This is a genomic window from Gordonia sp. DT101, from assembly GCF_049844895.1.
GTDB lineage: Bacteria > Actinomycetota > Actinomycetes > Mycobacteriales > Mycobacteriaceae > Gordonia.
Genome location: NZ_JBNCLX010000001.1, coordinates 802,590 through 818,346, shown reverse-complemented (window position 1 = coordinate 818,346; position 15,757 = coordinate 802,590). Strand labels below are relative to the sequence as shown.

Genomic DNA, 15,757 nt, shown 5'->3' with positions numbered 1-15,757 from the left:
CCGTGACTGACACCACCGCCGGAAAGCTGGCCGACCTCCGCGAGAAGCTGGAGTCCGCCAAGGAACCCGGAGGCGACAAGGCGATCGCCAAGCGTCAGGCGAAGGGCATCTGCTCGCCGCGCGAGCGGTTGGAGATGCTGTTCGACGCCGGGACGTTCGTCGAGATCGGCGCGCTGGCAAAGATGCCGGGTGCCGCTCAGAGCGGGTACGGCGATGGTGTGGTGACCGGACACGGACTGGTGCACGGCCGCCCGGTGGCGGCGTTCTCACACGACCAGACGGTGTTCGGCGGAACGGTCGGAGAGATGTTCGGCCGCAAGGTTTCCGCGCTGATGGAGTGGGCCGGCAAGATCGGTTGCCCGATGGTCGGCATCAACGACTCGGCGGGTGCCCGCATCCAGGATGCGGTCACGTCGCTGGCCTGGTACGCGGAGATGGGAAGGCGCAATCTGTTGCTGTCCGGTCTCGCGCCACAGATCTCGGTGATCCTCGGCAAGTGTGCCGGTGGTGCGGTGTACACGCCCGCCAACACCGACATCCTGGTCGCGGTCGAGGACAAGAGCTACATGTTCGTCACCGGACCAGATGTGCTGAAACAGGTGAACGGCGAGGACATCTCGGCCGAGGACCTCGGCAGCGCCCACAATCAGGCGCGCTGGGGCAACATTCATCACGTCGCGGTGGACGAGAAGACGGCATTCGAGTGGGTGCGCGAGTACCTGCAGTACATGCCGTCGAGCGCGTACGAGCTGCCGCCGATCATCAATCCCGGTCTGGAGCCGGAGATCACCGAGACGGATCTGTCGCTCAACGAGTTCATGCCGGACAACGACAATGCCGGTTACGACATGCACGACATCGTCATCAAGTTGTTCGACGACGGCGCCTTCCATGAGGTCGGCGAGTTGTTCGCACCGAACATCCTGACCGGGTACGCCCGGGTCGACGGTCGTGCCGTGGGCGTGGTCGCGAACCAGCCGAACGTGATGTCCGGTGTGCTGGACACTGATTCGTCGGAGAAGGCCACTCGGTTCGTCCGCATCTGCAACGCCTTCCACATCCCGCTCGTCTTCCTGGTGGACACGCCGGGAATTCTTCCGGGGCTTGCCGAGGAGCAGAAGGGCACCATCCGTCGTTCCGGCAAGTTCCTCTACGCCTACGTGGAGGCCGACGTCCCGAAGGTGACAGTGGTGTTGCGCAAGGCCTATGGCGGCGCATACGCGGTGATGGGCTGCAAACAGCTCGGCGCCGACATCAACCTGGCATGGCCGACCGCCAAGATCGCGGTGATGGGCGCGGAGTCGGCGGCTGCGGTGCTCACCCGCCGTGAGACCGACGGGATGTCGGCGGCCGACGCCGACAAGGTGCGTCGCGACTTCATCGACTTCTACAACACCAACATGGCCACGCCCTACCTGGCGGCCGAGCGTGGTTACATCGACGCCGTCATCGAGCCGGCCGAGACACGGCTACAGCTGCGAAAGGCTTTGGCGCAGTTGCGCGACAAGACGGAGTACCGCACGCCGCGCAAGCATTATCTGATGCCGATCTGAGGCGTCGACCGTAGGTTTCCCGGCGGCCTCAGTCGAAGCGGAGCAGGATCGAGCGCACTGCCTGCGTGACGGTCATCCGGTCGTAGCTCTGCACGAAGTCGAAGGTGCGGTCGAGGTCGGCGTGGCCGCTGTGCTTGTCGCGCGCCGAGAGCAGTGCAGCGAAGTGCGGGCCGAGGACGGCTACATTCCACTCGTCGACGAGGTCGTCGTCGCGCCGCAGCGGTGCGCGATGGACGTTGCCTTCGCGCAAGTCGGGCAGCCCGACGCCGTATACCCCTGCGAGACCTGTCTTCTCCGACATCAGTCGCCATCGTTCCGCGGTTCGCGGGGTGAAGTGCTCGGCGTGCTGGAAGGTGCCGAGGACGATCGCCGCGCCACCGATGGCCGCCTGGTGTTCGAGCGCCTTGCTCATCTCGATGAGGAGGCGTTTGTCACCGAGGCGTGGCGCGATGGACGCCGACGCGATGGCGTATGGGGTGTCCTGGTCCGGACCGGGGGTCGACCAGACAGGAATGTCGGGAAGCGGCACGACCGGAACGTTCGACAGTGCAGTGGGATTCTCCACCGGGGGATAGAGTCCGCCGATCCCGAACGAGGCGCCCATCGTCATGGCCGTGATTCGCCGGGCATCGTCGTCGACGCCTTCGGCGATGACGACCGCGTGGCTTCGCTCGGTGTGTGCGGCCAAAATGTGAGCCAGGCGGGCAGAGTCCTGAGTAGCATTGTGCTGCAACAGATCTGACCCGGTAATGATGATGTCCGGCTCGATCAGGGAGAGCAGGGTCGCGGCGTCCTCACTGCGTTCGAGGCCGTCGACGCAGATGACCTTCCCTGCCGCCCGGGCCCGGGCGACACGAGCGAGCGTGCGCTGGGGACTGCGGGACACCGCGCTCGGCATGACGACCATGATCTGACGTTCGAGGGTGTCCATGGTGTCGCCTTCGAGATCGTCGAGGAGCTCGAGATCCATCGCCACCAGCAGAGGAATGACGGTGGCGACGGACCGAGCGCGGGCAGAGCGCGCGAACTCGTGGCGTCGCCGGTCGATGACGTGATGCTGTTCCATCAATCTCGCGGCGCGACGCAGCGCGTCGGCCGTCCCGAGTCTGGTCCCGGAAGGTCCGCGGAGCTGCAGTTCGAGCGCGGCGACGGCGCCGTCGGTCAATCGGCACACCGGCGCGAACTGCATGTGCAGTTCGAGATCCTCGAACAGGGTGAACCCGCTCTCGGTCACCGGTGTGCGGCGAGGGTCAGGTGTCATCGTGGATCGGTCTTCTGGGACACGGGGCCATTCACATCCTGGGGCAGGGCAATCGTGTTGCCTCTGGCCAGGATAACACCGTCGGTCGGCACGGGTTGATCACTGAAAACGGTGCCCGACGATGAAAGTGCTCAATCGATGCGTTGCGGGGCTCTGGGTGGTGGTGGCCGACGTCAGTGCAATCTGACGCGTGTGATCGCCGCCGGCGATGGGCTTCTCGACGATGCCGCGGACGCGGTCGGCGGTGCGCGGCAGCAGCGCCACGCCGAGGCCTTTGCGTACGAAGTCTCGAATGGTCGAGAACTGGGTGATCTCGATTCCGATCTCGGGGACGAATCCTGCTGTTGTACACCACTCTTCGGTGACCTGGCGTAGGTGATAGCTCGGGGGGTTCGCGACGAATCGCTCGTCGGCCAGCTCGCTCAGTCGAATCGATGGACGGCCGGTGAGCGCGTGGCCCTCCGGTAGCGCAGCGCAGATCTCCTGTGTCGCGAGCACTCGATGCGGCAGGTCGGGCGGTGGTGGGATCGTGATCGCGAGGTCGAGCCTGCCGTGTCGGAGATCGTCGCTGAGTTCCGCACCATGCGCCTGCTTGAGCTGAAGATGGATGCCGGGGTGGCGACGGCTGAAGTCGACGAGGAGGTCGGTGACCGGCCCTGACCCCATGGTCAAGGGGAAACCGAACCGCACGGTGCCGTGGTCGGGATCGGCGGCGTCGGCGATCTGGGTGAGTGCGGCCTCGACCTCGCGGAGCGGCGTACGCACCGAATCGGCCAGCGCGATCGCCGACGGCGTGAGGCGCACTGTCCGGCCGTCCCGCACCACCAGCGGTACGTGGAGAGCCTTCTCGAGTGCGTGGATCCGACGACTCATCGATGACTGTGGGATGCCGAGGGTCGACGCCGATCCGGTCACGTGACCTTCGTGGGCGGCGAGCTCGACGAGGGCGCGCAATTGTGGTGCGAGTTCGGTGACCCATTCATCCATATATGGATGATATTCGACTGATGATTCATTGGACGGATCAATGTGCGATGCGGGACGGTGTGAGTGATCGGGCGTCTACCGAAGGGAGCCATGACATGGGTACGGACACAGGCGCCGACGATGGGCGTCGCCACGAGGCCGACGTCGTCCTCGTCGGGGGAGGGATCATGTCGGCGACGCTGGGGTCGATGATCGCGGTCCTGCAGCCGAACTGGCGGGTCCTTCTCGTCGAGCGGGCCGGCGCGCTAGCGATGGAGAGCAGCGACCCATGGAACAACGCCGGGACCGGGCACATGGGATTGTGCGAACTCAACTACATGCCGGACCCGGCAGACCGGCGCACGGCCGCCACCGTGGCCCAGCAGTTCCATCTCAGCAGACAGTGGTGGGCGTACCTCGCGAACGAGGGGCTCCTCGAGGATCCACACGATTTCATCACGACGACGCCACACATGGACATCGTGTTCGGCCGTCGCGATGTCGACTATCTGCGTCGCCGCTTCCAGACCCTGGTTGCCGACCCGCTCTTCGCGGAGATGGAGTACTCGGAGGACCGGGAGGAGATCGGCGCGTGGGCGCCGCTGGTCATGGAAGGACGTGAAGTAGGTGAACCGATCGCCGCAACGCGTCACCCGCGTGGCACCGATATCGATTTCGGCGCCTTGACCAAGGCCCTGACGCGCATCATCGTCGAGCGGGGCGGGGCGGTGCTTCTGGATCACGACGTGCGAGCCCTCCGCCAGAACCCGGACCGCAGTTGGCGGGTGACCGGCCGGCAGACGCGACGGCGAGAGCGGTTCACTGTGCAAGCGCAGCATGTGTTCGTCGGTGCCGGAGGGTTCGCCCTGCGACTGCTCCAACGCACGGGCATCCCCGAGATCGACGGCTACGCGGTATTGCCCGTCGGCGCCGCGTTCTACCGTTGCGCGACACCGTCCGTGGTCGCCCGGCATGACGCCAAGGTCTACGGACAGGCCGCGGTCGGTGCGCCACCGATGTCCGTGCCGCATCTGGACAAACGCATCGTCGACCACGACGAGTACCTGCTGTTCGGGCCATACGCGACGTTCAGTACCAAGCTCCTCAAGCAGGGCAGCTTCATCGACTTCTTCACCACGCTGCGGTGGCGCAATGTGCATGTCCTGCTGGCTGCATGTCTGCACAACCTGTCACTGATCCGCTTCCTGCTCACGGAACTCGTCGCCGGTCCCAGGCGGCGGTTCGCGCAGTTGCAGAAGTTCCTTCCGTCCGCGCGGTCCGACGAGTGGGAGCTGATCCCGGCCGGTCAACGCGCCCAACTCGTGACACCGGACAGTCGGCGGATCGGCGTGCTCCGGCACGGGACAGAGCTCGTCGTGAGTGCTGATCGCTCCATCTCCGGGCTGCTCGGCGCCTCGCCGGGCGCGTCGACGGCGGTCCCCATCATGGTGGACCTACTCCGTCGGTGCTTCCCGGACGAATGGGAGACGAGCTGGAAAACTGTGGTGGCGGAGGCGATCCCGGATCTCGACCGTACGGACTGGAACCGGGAGGCCGCGGCGCACAGTCTCGACCGGTCCGCGGCCGCGCTGGGTCTGAATCGCGCATCGTGATCGGGAGCCACGTTGCCCCGGAGACTGTGTCACACAGGCCAGGGGCAACGGGGCTCCTGCCGAGATGCCCTCACACTGTTGAGTTGTCAAGGTTCGTGTGCGGTCCCGATGGTGGTCGGGTGCACGGTGAATGTTCTTCCCGAAATGTGCTGCGCTGGTGTGCGTAACTTCCCGGTCCGCTGGTCGGGTAGCTGACGAACGTGGTGAGGAGGCGTATCGAGACCTCAGGCGGCGATGTTGTCGAGGTGCATGGTGCGTCGGTGGTAGGCGGGCAATGGTTTTCGGTGCGGGTCAACGGCGCTCGGTGGGATCAGCCAGGGGTGGCGGTCGATGCCGAGGGCGATGTCCCAGCCGTGGGCGTGGACCTGGGCGTGGCAGGACGGACAGAGCAGGCAGCCGTTGTCGAGGTCGGTGGGTCCGCCGTCGATCCAGTGGGTCATGTGGTGGATGTGTGCCCAGGAGGCTGGTGCCCCGCATTTGATGCAGCACTGGTCGCGAGCGATGATGGCTTTGCGTTGGTGGGATGTGAACAGGCGTTGTTCAAAGCCCATGTCCAGTGGTGCCCGGTTGCCGTCGATGATGATCTCGGTGATGCCGGCATCACACGCCAGCATCTTCGCGGTCGCCTGTGATAGCGGGCCGAGCCATGGCAGTGACGCGAGGTCGGGGGTGTCGACGGGGATGGTGAGGTTGATGTGGGTTTTCGGGGCGGTCATGAATGGTGTGTTCGCGCAGGCGGCGGCGTCGAGGATCTGTTCGAGTGCGTCGGCGCGTTGCTGACCGGGGGTGCGGGCGTCGGGGGAGCCGTCGGGTTCGGGTCGCGCCGGGGTGAGTGAGTCGATGGCGGCGGTGATTTTCTCGCCGATCACGATGTCGAGGTCACCAGAGACTTTCACTCGCCCATCCGTGGTCGGGACGACGTTGAATTCGTTGAGTCGGCGGTCCTCACCGGCGGGCACGCCACCGGTTTCCTCGGCGACCTGGTTGCCGCGTCCCCGCGCGACCTGTTCGATCGCTGTGGGTGTGGCTCCGGACAGTGCTTGGGCAATCAACGCCTGCTCGTGTTCGAGGCGTTCCTCATCGCAGAGCCCGTCGGCGGCCCGACGCACGATGTGCGCCAACCCGGCCACCATCGCATCGACATGCTCACCGGAGAACACGCCATCGTCGGCGTAGCCCGGCAGCCGTTGCAAGGCTGTCAGTGCTGTACCGATCCGCAACCAGCGTGACGCGACGCCGGGTGCGGCACCCATCTCGATCAGCAGGTTGCGCGTTGTGCCGCCGGACTGTTGTGCCACGCCCAACCGGTCGAGCGCCGCGGCGTGGATCGCCAGCCGGTGATCGACAACGTTACGCAGTTCCATCAACGCCTTCGTAGCGTCGAACACCTGCCGCCCCGACGCCGCATCGGCGACCGTGACCTCACGCGCACAAGCAATGATCGAGCTGATCTCCCCCATGCCATCCAGCATACTCGCACATACGTTCGAGTCAAGCAATTATTCAGTGCCGCAAAGAAACTCGTCAATTTGAGCTGGCCAGAACCCCTTAGACTACCGCTCGCTTCCGACAGTTTCGGCCCCTGCGGTAACGGGTACGTTCACACATGTGGAGCCGCGATCACGCCACCGTGTGCCCGACCAGCCGGCCGATGGCGAAGGTGACGATCATCGCGAGCGCACCGCCGATCACCACGCGCAGCATCGGCCGCCACGGACGGGAACCGCCGAGTGTCGCACCGATGGCACCGGTGAGCGCAAGGGCGACGATCACGGCGATGAACGTCACCGGGATTCGCCATGAGACCGGCGGCGCGAGAATGGCGATCAGGGGGAGCAGCGCCCCGGCAGTGAACGACACCGCCGACGAGAGGGCGGCCTGCCAGGGGTTGGTCAACTCGTCCGGATCAATGCCGAGCTCCACGTCGGCGTGCGCCTCGAAGGCGTCGTGGTCACTGAGCTCCCGAGCCACCCGGCACGCGGTCTCGTGCGTGAGTCCCTTTGCCTCGTAGAGGCCCACGAGTTCGTCGAACTCGGCCTGCGGTTGTTCGAGCAGTTCCCGTTGTTCCTTTGCCAGCAACGTTCGCTCGGTGTCGCGCTGGGTGCTGACCGAGACGTATTCGCCCAGCGCCATCGAGACGGCACCCGCAGCGAGTCCGGCAATGCCTGCGGTGAAGATCGGTGCACGGGCCGCAGTGGCGGCCGCCACGCCTACCACGATGCCTGCTGTGGAGACGATCCCGTCGTTGGCGCCGAGGACACCTGCGCGCAGCCAGTTCAACCGATTCGCCAGGGAACCGGTGTGCGGTTCGCCGCGGTGCTGATGTTCGTGATCGACGGTCATGGCTCAACTCAACTGCCACAGCGGCATTCCTGCAAGAAAGGAAACGATTGCCTTAGTGGGCACGCCGACTCAGAAGACCTTGATCCCCAACCGCCGCCGGAGACGCATGTCGTAGAGGTACGCCTGCAGCAGACCTCGCGCGACCCGCCCGGTCGCCGGCTCGACCAGGCGGGCGACCCGCAGGGTTCGGTCGTAGGCCGCTTCGTCCTCGGGACTCCATCGCCAGTGCATCATGGTGCGGAACTCGGGCGGCAGTCCCGCTCTGATGAGGTAACTCATGGGGCGGCCGAGTACCTTGTGCGCCATCGTGCCCGCCGGTCCGATCCGCTCCTCCAGGAATGATAGATCCGAGAGTTGTTGCAGCAGTGCGCGTACCGGTGGGTCGATGGTCATGTCGTCGAGCTGACCGCGCCAATACTCCTGTAGGTCTGCGTAGCTTTCCGGCCACTGCTCCGCGGTCACGTTGAGGGTGGTGCCGAGCCACCGGGAATCGTCGACGACCCGATCTTTCTCGGCTGGAGTCAGTGGCCCGTGGAGGAGTTCGTACTGATCGAGGAAGTACTTCACCAAGCACACCGCCACCCAGAGCTGGAGTCGGGAGTCGTTGGCGCTGTAGTGGACGGGGCTCTCTGCTGTCGAGTAGACGAGGTCGTGGATTCGTCTCAGCTCGGTGCCGACAAAAGCCCGGTCCTCGTCGTCCCCCATCAGTGCGACTGCCAGGAAGGTCCCGGTGGTCCGGCTGCGTTTGATCGGATGCTTCACCGCGCTACCGGAGTCGACACGACTCTCCACCACACCGTGGCCGACCTTCGGATTCGCCAGTTGCATGATCACGTTGGCCCCGGCGATCGTCGGGCCGAGCCCGGTGACCAGGTCGCCGGTCCGTCGGACACGACGCCGCCCCCGCGCGGGCCTGACGTCGGCGACGTGCGCGTGCTGGTACGTGTCCGGGCCACGATCCATGCCGTCAGGTTAACGCCGGAGTCCGGCCGGAGTGCGGATTCGGCGTGAGCCGCTGCCTCGCTGATCGACTTGACCCTCGCCGACCGAGTAGCCGGTGGGCCCCGCCGCTGGTCGAGTAGCCGGTGAGCGGAGCGAGCCTGCGTATCGAGATCCCTGGTGTGGAGTGGTCTCGATACGTCCGCTCGTTCCTCGCGGTCTACTCGACCAGCGGGGGTTGGTGTTCGTTTGTCGTGGTCTATTCGACCGGCGAGGGGTTGGCGCTGGTTCTCGCGGGCTACTCGACCGGCGAGGGTTGGCGCTGGTTTACGCGGCTACTCGACCGTGATCAGTACCCGCTCGAACGCATGGGTGCGGGATTGTAGAGCCCGGAATGCCGCGCGGTCCCCAGCTCGAGTTGTGCAGGTGGTGCCGGATCGATCTCGGTGAACCTCTGCAGGCCACCCCAATCCCGCCCCCAGTTGTTGCGGAGATAGGTCGGCAGCAACGTCGGGGTCAGCATGGCCTCGGTGATGCCCAGCGGACCGCCTGCCTTGCCGGACATCCACGTCTGGCTGTTCTTCCGGGTGGCCTCGGCGTCGGGCATGATCCGCCACTTCGGCACCTCGAGGACACCGTCGCGCACCTTCATCGGCTGCTGGCACGGGAAGACCATGCCGGGCAGCCAGTCGATGAACACGGGGTCGGTGGTCCCGACGACGTCGTTGAGGGTGCGCAGTTCGGTCACCCGAGGCGGCGTGATCGCCACCCACTCCGACGGCGCACCGGCGGTGTCACGCACCTCCACCCGCACCACGTCGGCACGCGGCGGGGCGTCGGCGAGCGGATACCGCAGGTTCCGCCAGGTGGGCACCTCGCCGATGTCGATGGGCGACATCACGCCGACCGGTGTGACACGACCGTCGGCCCCGGTCCGGCCGAACTGGACGGTGACCTGCTGGCCGCTGTGCTGCACGCCCAACCCGTCGACGGCCTGCACTGATCCGGCCGCCGCGATGGTGAGCAGCGGCGCGTTCGCGTTGCGCTCGGGAAGCGAATACCAGTCGGTGGTCAGCGACCCGGTCCCGCTCTGGGAGCCATACGAGCCGAGTACGGGGGTGTTCGCCGGGTCGAGTCCGAACGGGAGTCGCACGGTCGAACCGTTGACGCCGCGCGCTCCCTGCCCGCCTTCGGTTCCGCCCTGTGCGGATTCGGTGGTCTGCGTGGATTCGTCGGAGCCCGCGCCCGACTGGGCGGTGTTCTGCGCCGTCGAGGTCGCCGAGTCCTGCTCCTCGGTCGAATCGATGGACAGTCGGTTCGGCACGCCGTTCGGTGTGAAGCCGTCCGGATCGGGCCTGCCGTTGCCGGAACCCGCCAGTGCCGCCGAGATGTTCGGCGCAGCAGCGCCGTCGACCGGTGCCGGTGACAACAGGCCGGTGTTCGGATCCTGTTCCACCAGGACGTCGTTCGCGAGAGCGCACTCGTTGCCCGTCATCGCCCGCGCGTTCGACTTCATCCAGGACCAACTGTCGCGCTGCTCGTACCCGCCCTTGGCGAACGACAACACCATGAAGATCACGACGAGGCCCGAGATCACCGGCAGGGGTGAGAACTTCAGCTTCGACGGCCAGCTGTCACCGCCACGTGTCCGGGTCTTGTCGTCGACGTAGTCGTCGCGGAAATGGAACCACAGGCCCGCGAGCGCGGTGATCACCGCGACCACCAGGATCAACCAGCCCAGCTTGATCCCGGCGATCGACGGTGGCCGGTCCCACCAGGGGATGCCGTAGCTGCCGACGAACCACCAGCCGTTGGTGCCGGCGAACGAGATCGCAGTCACCGCCAGGACCGCGGCGGCGAAGAAGGTCCGGTTGCGTCGTGACCGCAAGATGGCCGGGGCCATCATCGCGCCCGCGGCGGCGGCCAGGCCGGCCGCGATCCCCGCGTAGACGCCGAAGTGATGGGTCCACTTGGTGGGGGTGAACGCGATCAAGAACATGGTGCCCAGGATCACCGCGATGAGACGCCAGATCGGTGCTCGGGCAACCCCGTTCGGATGAACGCGACGCAACAGGCGGAGCAGCACCACCACCAGGCAGAGGATCATGACCAGCACGCCGAACCGGCGTGCGAGCGTGCCGTCGGCGGTGGGCAGGATGAGGTAGTAGTACCGGACGGGTTCCTGCCACCATTCCAGCGTCGGGCCCACGTCGGTGGCGACCTTGTTGCCGACGATCAGCGGCATCAACGGTTGGTCGTAGAAGATCTGATAGAGCACCGCCGTACCTGCCGCGAGGACCGGGGCGAGCATGGGCAGCAGGCCGTCGCGCTTGCGTCGCGTCACCAGCGTCTTGACCACCGGACGGATGCCGGCGAGGAGTGCGGCGACGGCCATCAGGCCGCCGGGTGCGAGTGCGAGCGTGAAGGCCGCCACCACGACGGCGATGGCGTAGGGCAGCATCCGGCGGGTCGCGATCGCCCGCTCCACACAGCACCACGTCAGGAGCGCGCCGACGGCTTCGGCGGGCTCCGGGCGCAGACCGTTGTTGTAGGGCAGCCAGATGGCGAGGAAGACAAAGGCGGCCGACCACACCGCAGGCGTGCTGTTGCGGACCGCGCGACCGAGGCGCGGGATCACCTCGCGGCTGATGAGCCACCAGCCGAGCAAGCCGAGCAAGAAGGCGGGCAGGCGCATCCACGGTGCGGCGAGGCTCACGTGGGTCATCGCGGCGATGACCTGGAAGTGCCAGCCGAACGGGTCCTGCGGCACGCCGAAGTAACGGAAGTAGTTGTCCGCGTAGCCCGCATCTCCGGTGATCCGGCCGACGGTGAAGTTGTACCCGTCGTCGGAGGTGTTGGCCCCGGCGAACCACCAAAAGGCCAGGATGAGGAACACGGCGACGTCGGGGCCACGGATCGTGAACCACCCTGTCGGCAGGAACCGCTTGTGTCCCCGGCCATCCCGGCGATCGAGAATGCCGAGGGCGATCAGCGACAGGATCGTCATGATGATGCCGATGACGATGACCGCCAGCTTCAGCGCCGACGGCGTGCTGACATAACGGGTGTCGATCGTCGCGTGCGCCGACAGACCGTCCCGTGGCGCCGAAGCGGGCAGATCGGTGTACATGCCGACGATCTGGGGTCGCATCTCCTGATCGGCGACCGAGAATGTGTGCTGACCATCGCCCGGAGCGTTCTCGAATCTGGCCGAGACGCCGGAGCCGTCGGCGTGGAACCTGATCCGGCAGTCGGGATTCGACTGGGCCCCGGCGCGGTCGGTGTTGAGGATCACCACGTCGCGATCGGTCACGGTGAGCGCGTCACTCGTCGCCCGGATCATCAACGCGCGGGCGCCGGCATCCTTGCCGCCCTCCGGGATCGTCGACAGCAGCAGCCCACCCTCTCGCGGCAACTGCGCGGCCAGCGAGCACGGGACCGTGACGTCCATGTCGATCGGGACGTACGAGACGAGTGGCGCCGCGACACTGCCCACGGTGTCGCCCTGCGGCCAATTCAGTTCGGCGGTGGACTGATTCACCGGCAGCAGCGGGGTGAGGATGGCCGCCAGAAAGCCGAGCACGCCTGCCACCACCGCGACGATCTTCGCGGTGCGGTGATCGCGGGTGCGCGGCTCCGTTGGGGGTGTCGCTGTCTCACTCGTCATCTGATTGTGGCTCCACCCTGATCGAACCGGCGCGTGACCAGCCCCACTGTGTCGTCTGAGAAGTGTTCACCTGCGCTGTCCCGGCGTTCTCGGCAAGTGGTGTCAGTCGCTCCAGAGCTCCCCATTCACGTGCCCAGTCGTCCTTGAGATATGTCGGGACGGCCTGCGCCGAGGTGGTCGACTCCGAGATCGACAACAGTCCTCCGTCGGCGCCGGACTGCCAGGTCTTGGACTGGGAGTTGGCAAGTGGGTAGTCGGGGAGGATGCGCCACCGAGGGACCTCGGCGACGCCGTTGGTCACCCGCAGTGGTCGCTGGCATGGGAAGTGCGCACCGACGGTGAAGTCGATCAGCGTCGGGGACTGTGATCCGACGACGTCCTGGAGTGACCGCAATCGCGGCGCCCTGGGCGGGGTGATGCCGATGAACTGACTCGGTCCGAGGTTGTTGTCCAGCAATGACAGCCGCATCACGGTGGCGGCGGGCGGCGCCGCACTCATCGGCACCCGAAGGTTGCGCCAGGGCCGGTTGGTGATGACCGGGCCCGGATCGATCGGCAGCACGTCCGGTCCGATCTGGGTGAACGAACCATCCGCGCCGGGACGTCCGAACTGGACGACGAGCTTCTGGCCGAAGTTGCGGACGCCGAAGGTGTCGATCGTCGAGACGGCGCCCGCTGTACTGAACACCAGCAGCGGTGACGTGGCCCGCACGGCGGGCAGTTGGTACCAGCCGGTTGTCAGGTGTGCCTCGCCCGAGTAGCCATAGCTGCCCAGGACCGGGGTCGTCGACGGATCGAGTCCGTAGGGGAGTGCCACCGTCGACCCGTTGACCGTGCGGGGGCCGGTGCCACCGGTGGTGCCGGCGCCTAGCCCACCAGTGATGACGAAGGGTTTGGCGACACTCGCCGACACATTCATCTGACCTGGGCGCTGGTTGCCGGGGTCGGGTGTGAGGTCGTCCGGGACACCGTCCGGGGTGAAACCGACGGGATCGGTCCCGCCCAGTGCGGCAGACACCGATGCATTGCCGGCGGGAGCCAGCATCCCGGCGTTCGGGTCGGACTCGACGAGGACCTCGTCGGCCATGCCGCAACTGTTGCCGCGCAGCGCGTCCACGTTCTCGGAGAACACCGTTTCGGCCGGATATCGGGTCACGGCGGCCTTCGCGAACACCAGCAGCTCGGCCACCACCATCAGGCCGGCGATGATCGCGATCGGCGACGACGCCAGGAACAGTCGGCGCCGATCGGCCGTGGTCTCGCCCGCACCGTCGTCGGCGTGGGCCAGTCCTTTGTTCTCGACATAGTCCAGTCGGAGGTGCTGCCAGACCGCGATCACCGCGGTGATCACGGCCAGGACGAGGAACAGGGTGGACAAGGGCCGGCCGGCGAGCACCGGCGCACGGTCGAACCAGGAGATCCCGTATTCGTAGGCGAACGGCCAGGCGTTGTAACCGGCCATGGCAGCGGCGAGCGCGAAGAACAACCCGGAGACGAACACCGTCAGGTTCCGCGCGGACCGGGCCGCCGATTGGGCCACCGCAAGGGTGGCGGTCGCGGCGATCGCGGCGGCGAGTCCCGCGAAGATGCCGAATTGGATGGTCCATTTGGTCGGCGTGAAGGCCAGCAGGAGCATCGTGACGCCGATCGAACCGATGAGTCGCCAGGTCGGTCCCGGGTCGACGGCACGGATCTTGTTGCGGCGCAGCATCACCGCGACGGTGACGATGAGTCCGGCCAGCAGGAGCAGAACCGGCACCCGTCGCGTCAGCGCGCCGTCGTCGGTGGTGACCGAGATGAAGTAGTAGCGCAGGAACTCTTGATGCCAACTGATCACCGGCCCGACCTGATACCGGACCTTCATCGCCTCGAGGACGGTGGCCAGCGTCTGATCGCGGAACACCACGATCAGCACCAGCAGGCCGGCCGCGGTCATCGGTGCGATGAGTGCGAGCGTGCCCGACTCGCGCCGTCGTTCGAGGAGGATGTGCAGCAACGGCCGCGCCGCCACCAGCAGGATCGCCACCGCGATGACGCCTTGCGGGGCGAGTGCGAGGGTGAAGCCCGCGGCGATCGCACCGAGGGCCGCCGGGAACAGGCGGCGGGTGGCGATCGCCTGCTCCACCGCCCACCAGGTGAGCAGCGAACCGAGCACGATGATCGGTTCGCTCCGCAGGCCGCTGTTGAACGGCAGCCAGAACGCGATGAACACCAGTGCCGCGGCCCACACGGCCCAGCCGCTGCGGCGGACGCCCGCACCCAGCCGCGGCAGCAGCACTCGACTCAGGACGAACCAGGAGACGAGGCCCGCGGCCAACGACGGCAGGTGCATCCACAGGATCGTGGGCGAGATCGCCGACCAGTGGGCCAGGAAGCTGTAGTACCAGTCGAACGGCGCCTCGGGTATCCCGTACCAGCGGTAGTAGTTGGCCAGGTAGCCCGAGGCGTCGGCCGTCCGGCCCATGTTCAGGATGTAGCCGTCGTCGGCCGTGCCGGCCCCCAGCAGCGCCCAGATCAGCAGGACGACGGTGACTGCGACGTCGGAGCTTCGCGGGACCAGGCTGCGCCACCAGGAGCCGAGACGGTTCGGGCCGCTCCCGGCGTCGGCGCGCCTCCCGATTCGCCGGTGATGACCGTGTGCCCGGTCGAGGAGGTACAGCGCCACCAGTGCGACGAGGACGGCGATCACCGCCAGCACCATGACGATCAGCTTGAGCACCGTGGGTGAGCTGACGTAGCGGTTGTCGATCTGGACGTGCACGCGGAGGCCCGCGCGCGCGGCCGCCTGCACCTGCCGGGTGTCCAGGCCGGTGAAGATGCCGTCGACCTGGGGACGCTTGTCCGGGGGCAGGACGGTCGACTCGCCGAGGCCGACGAACTGCGCGCCCGGCCCGGTCGGTGTCGACCAGATGTGCAGCTCCGAACACCCGGAGAGCTGGTCGCGCGGTGCGCTGGCCGCCACGGTGTTGCGGAAACCGACCGTCACTGCGTCCCGGCTCGCGGTGACATAGAGCGCCGACGACCTGCTCTTGGGTGCGTCGGTCGGCATCGTGGCGAACACCAGGCCGCCGCTCGCCGGCAATCCGGACAACACGTCGCACGGGATCCGGGCGTCGAGGGTCTGGGGCGTCTGGGCGATCAACGGTGCGACGACATCGGCCGATTCGGCCGACAGGCTCTGCCCGGACGGCCAGTCGAATGCGGCATCGGTGGCCTTGACCGGGAGAAATGGCGTGATCGCGCACAGGACGATGCCGATGATGCCTGCAACGACGGCGACCGTGCGGGCGGTGCCCACAGACACCCTGGATGTCGGCGGCGCGGCGTCGGACGCAGCGGTCGAGGCTGTCACAGGCACGATGTCTGATGTTATGGGACTTCCCTGAGAGGACCTAGCCAGACCCGGACTGCGCTA

10 protein-coding genes are annotated in these 15,757 nt (G+C 66.8%); 3 read left to right on the top strand and 7 right to left on the bottom strand.

All coding sequences use genetic code 11. The annotated features are described in order from the left end of the window. The first annotated feature begins 2 nt into the window (after positions 1 to 2). Complete coding sequence (locus ACLQ3I_RS04025) at positions 3 to 1,553, top strand: acyl-CoA carboxylase subunit beta (protein WP_425793027.1); 1,551 nt, start codon at positions 3 to 5, stop codon at positions 1,551 to 1,553. A 28-nt stretch (positions 1,554 to 1,581) separates the two neighbouring features. On the opposite strand, the gene ACLQ3I_RS04020 is transcribed toward ACLQ3I_RS04025, so the two are convergent. After that, positions 1,582 to 2,814, bottom strand: a complete 1,233-nt coding sequence (locus ACLQ3I_RS04020) for a DICT sensory domain-containing protein (RefSeq protein WP_425800168.1) — start codon at positions 2,812 to 2,814, stop codon at positions 1,582 to 1,584. Between the two features lie 99 nt (positions 2,815 to 2,913). Next, the gene (locus tag ACLQ3I_RS04015) at positions 2,914 to 3,801 is read right to left on the bottom strand and encodes a LysR family transcriptional regulator (protein WP_425800167.1); all 888 of its coding nucleotides are present in this window, start codon (positions 3,799 to 3,801) and stop codon (positions 2,914 to 2,916) included. A 95-nt stretch (positions 3,802 to 3,896) separates the two neighbouring features. On the opposite strand from ACLQ3I_RS04015, the gene mqo reads away from it, so the two are divergent. Further along, positions 3,897 to 5,393, top strand: coding sequence for a malate dehydrogenase (quinone) (gene mqo, locus ACLQ3I_RS04010; protein ID WP_425793024.1), 1,497 nt, complete (start codon positions 3,897 to 3,899; stop codon positions 5,391 to 5,393). 224 nt (positions 5,394 to 5,617) lie between these two features. On the opposite strand, the gene ACLQ3I_RS04005 is transcribed toward mqo, so the two are convergent. From ACLQ3I_RS04005 to ACLQ3I_RS03995, 3 genes are all read right to left on the bottom strand, one after another. Then, a complete protein-coding gene (locus tag ACLQ3I_RS04005) occupies positions 5,618 to 6,853 on the bottom strand; it encodes a DUF222 domain-containing protein (protein ID WP_425800166.1) in 1,236 nt (411 codons plus the stop codon). A 160-nt stretch (positions 6,854 to 7,013) separates the two neighbouring features. Next, complete coding sequence (locus ACLQ3I_RS04000; protein WP_425793022.1) at positions 7,014 to 7,736, bottom strand: VIT1/CCC1 transporter family protein; 723 nt, start codon at positions 7,734 to 7,736, stop codon at positions 7,014 to 7,016. A 69-nt stretch (positions 7,737 to 7,805) separates the two neighbouring features. Beyond that, entirely contained in the window at positions 7,806 to 8,699 is an 894-nt protein-coding gene (locus ACLQ3I_RS03995) for an oxygenase MpaB family protein (protein WP_425800165.1), read from the bottom strand. A 122-nt stretch (positions 8,700 to 8,821) separates the two neighbouring features. On the opposite strand from ACLQ3I_RS03995, the gene ACLQ3I_RS03990 reads away from it, so the two are divergent. After that, on the top strand, positions 8,822 to 9,061 hold the full coding sequence (locus ACLQ3I_RS03990) for a hypothetical protein (protein ID WP_425800164.1): 240 nt from the start codon (positions 8,822 to 8,824) through the stop codon (positions 9,059 to 9,061). Here ACLQ3I_RS03990 and ACLQ3I_RS03985 read toward each other — a convergent pair. Both ACLQ3I_RS03985 and ACLQ3I_RS03980 read right to left on the bottom strand, forming a co-directional pair. Continuing rightward, positions 9,025 to 12,342 (bottom strand): arabinosyltransferase domain-containing protein, encoded by a 3,318-nt coding sequence (locus tag ACLQ3I_RS03985; RefSeq protein WP_425800163.1) that lies wholly within the window; start codon positions 12,340 to 12,342, stop codon positions 9,025 to 9,027. The genes ACLQ3I_RS03990 and ACLQ3I_RS03985 overlap by 37 nt on opposite strands. Further along, the gene (locus ACLQ3I_RS03980; RefSeq protein ID WP_425800162.1) at positions 12,332 to 15,700 is read right to left on the bottom strand and encodes an arabinosyltransferase domain-containing protein; all 3,369 of its coding nucleotides are present in this window, start codon (positions 15,698 to 15,700) and stop codon (positions 12,332 to 12,334) included. Before ACLQ3I_RS03980 ends, ACLQ3I_RS03985 begins: the two co-directional genes overlap by 11 nt. Positions 15,701 to 15,757: the final 57 nt, after the last annotated feature.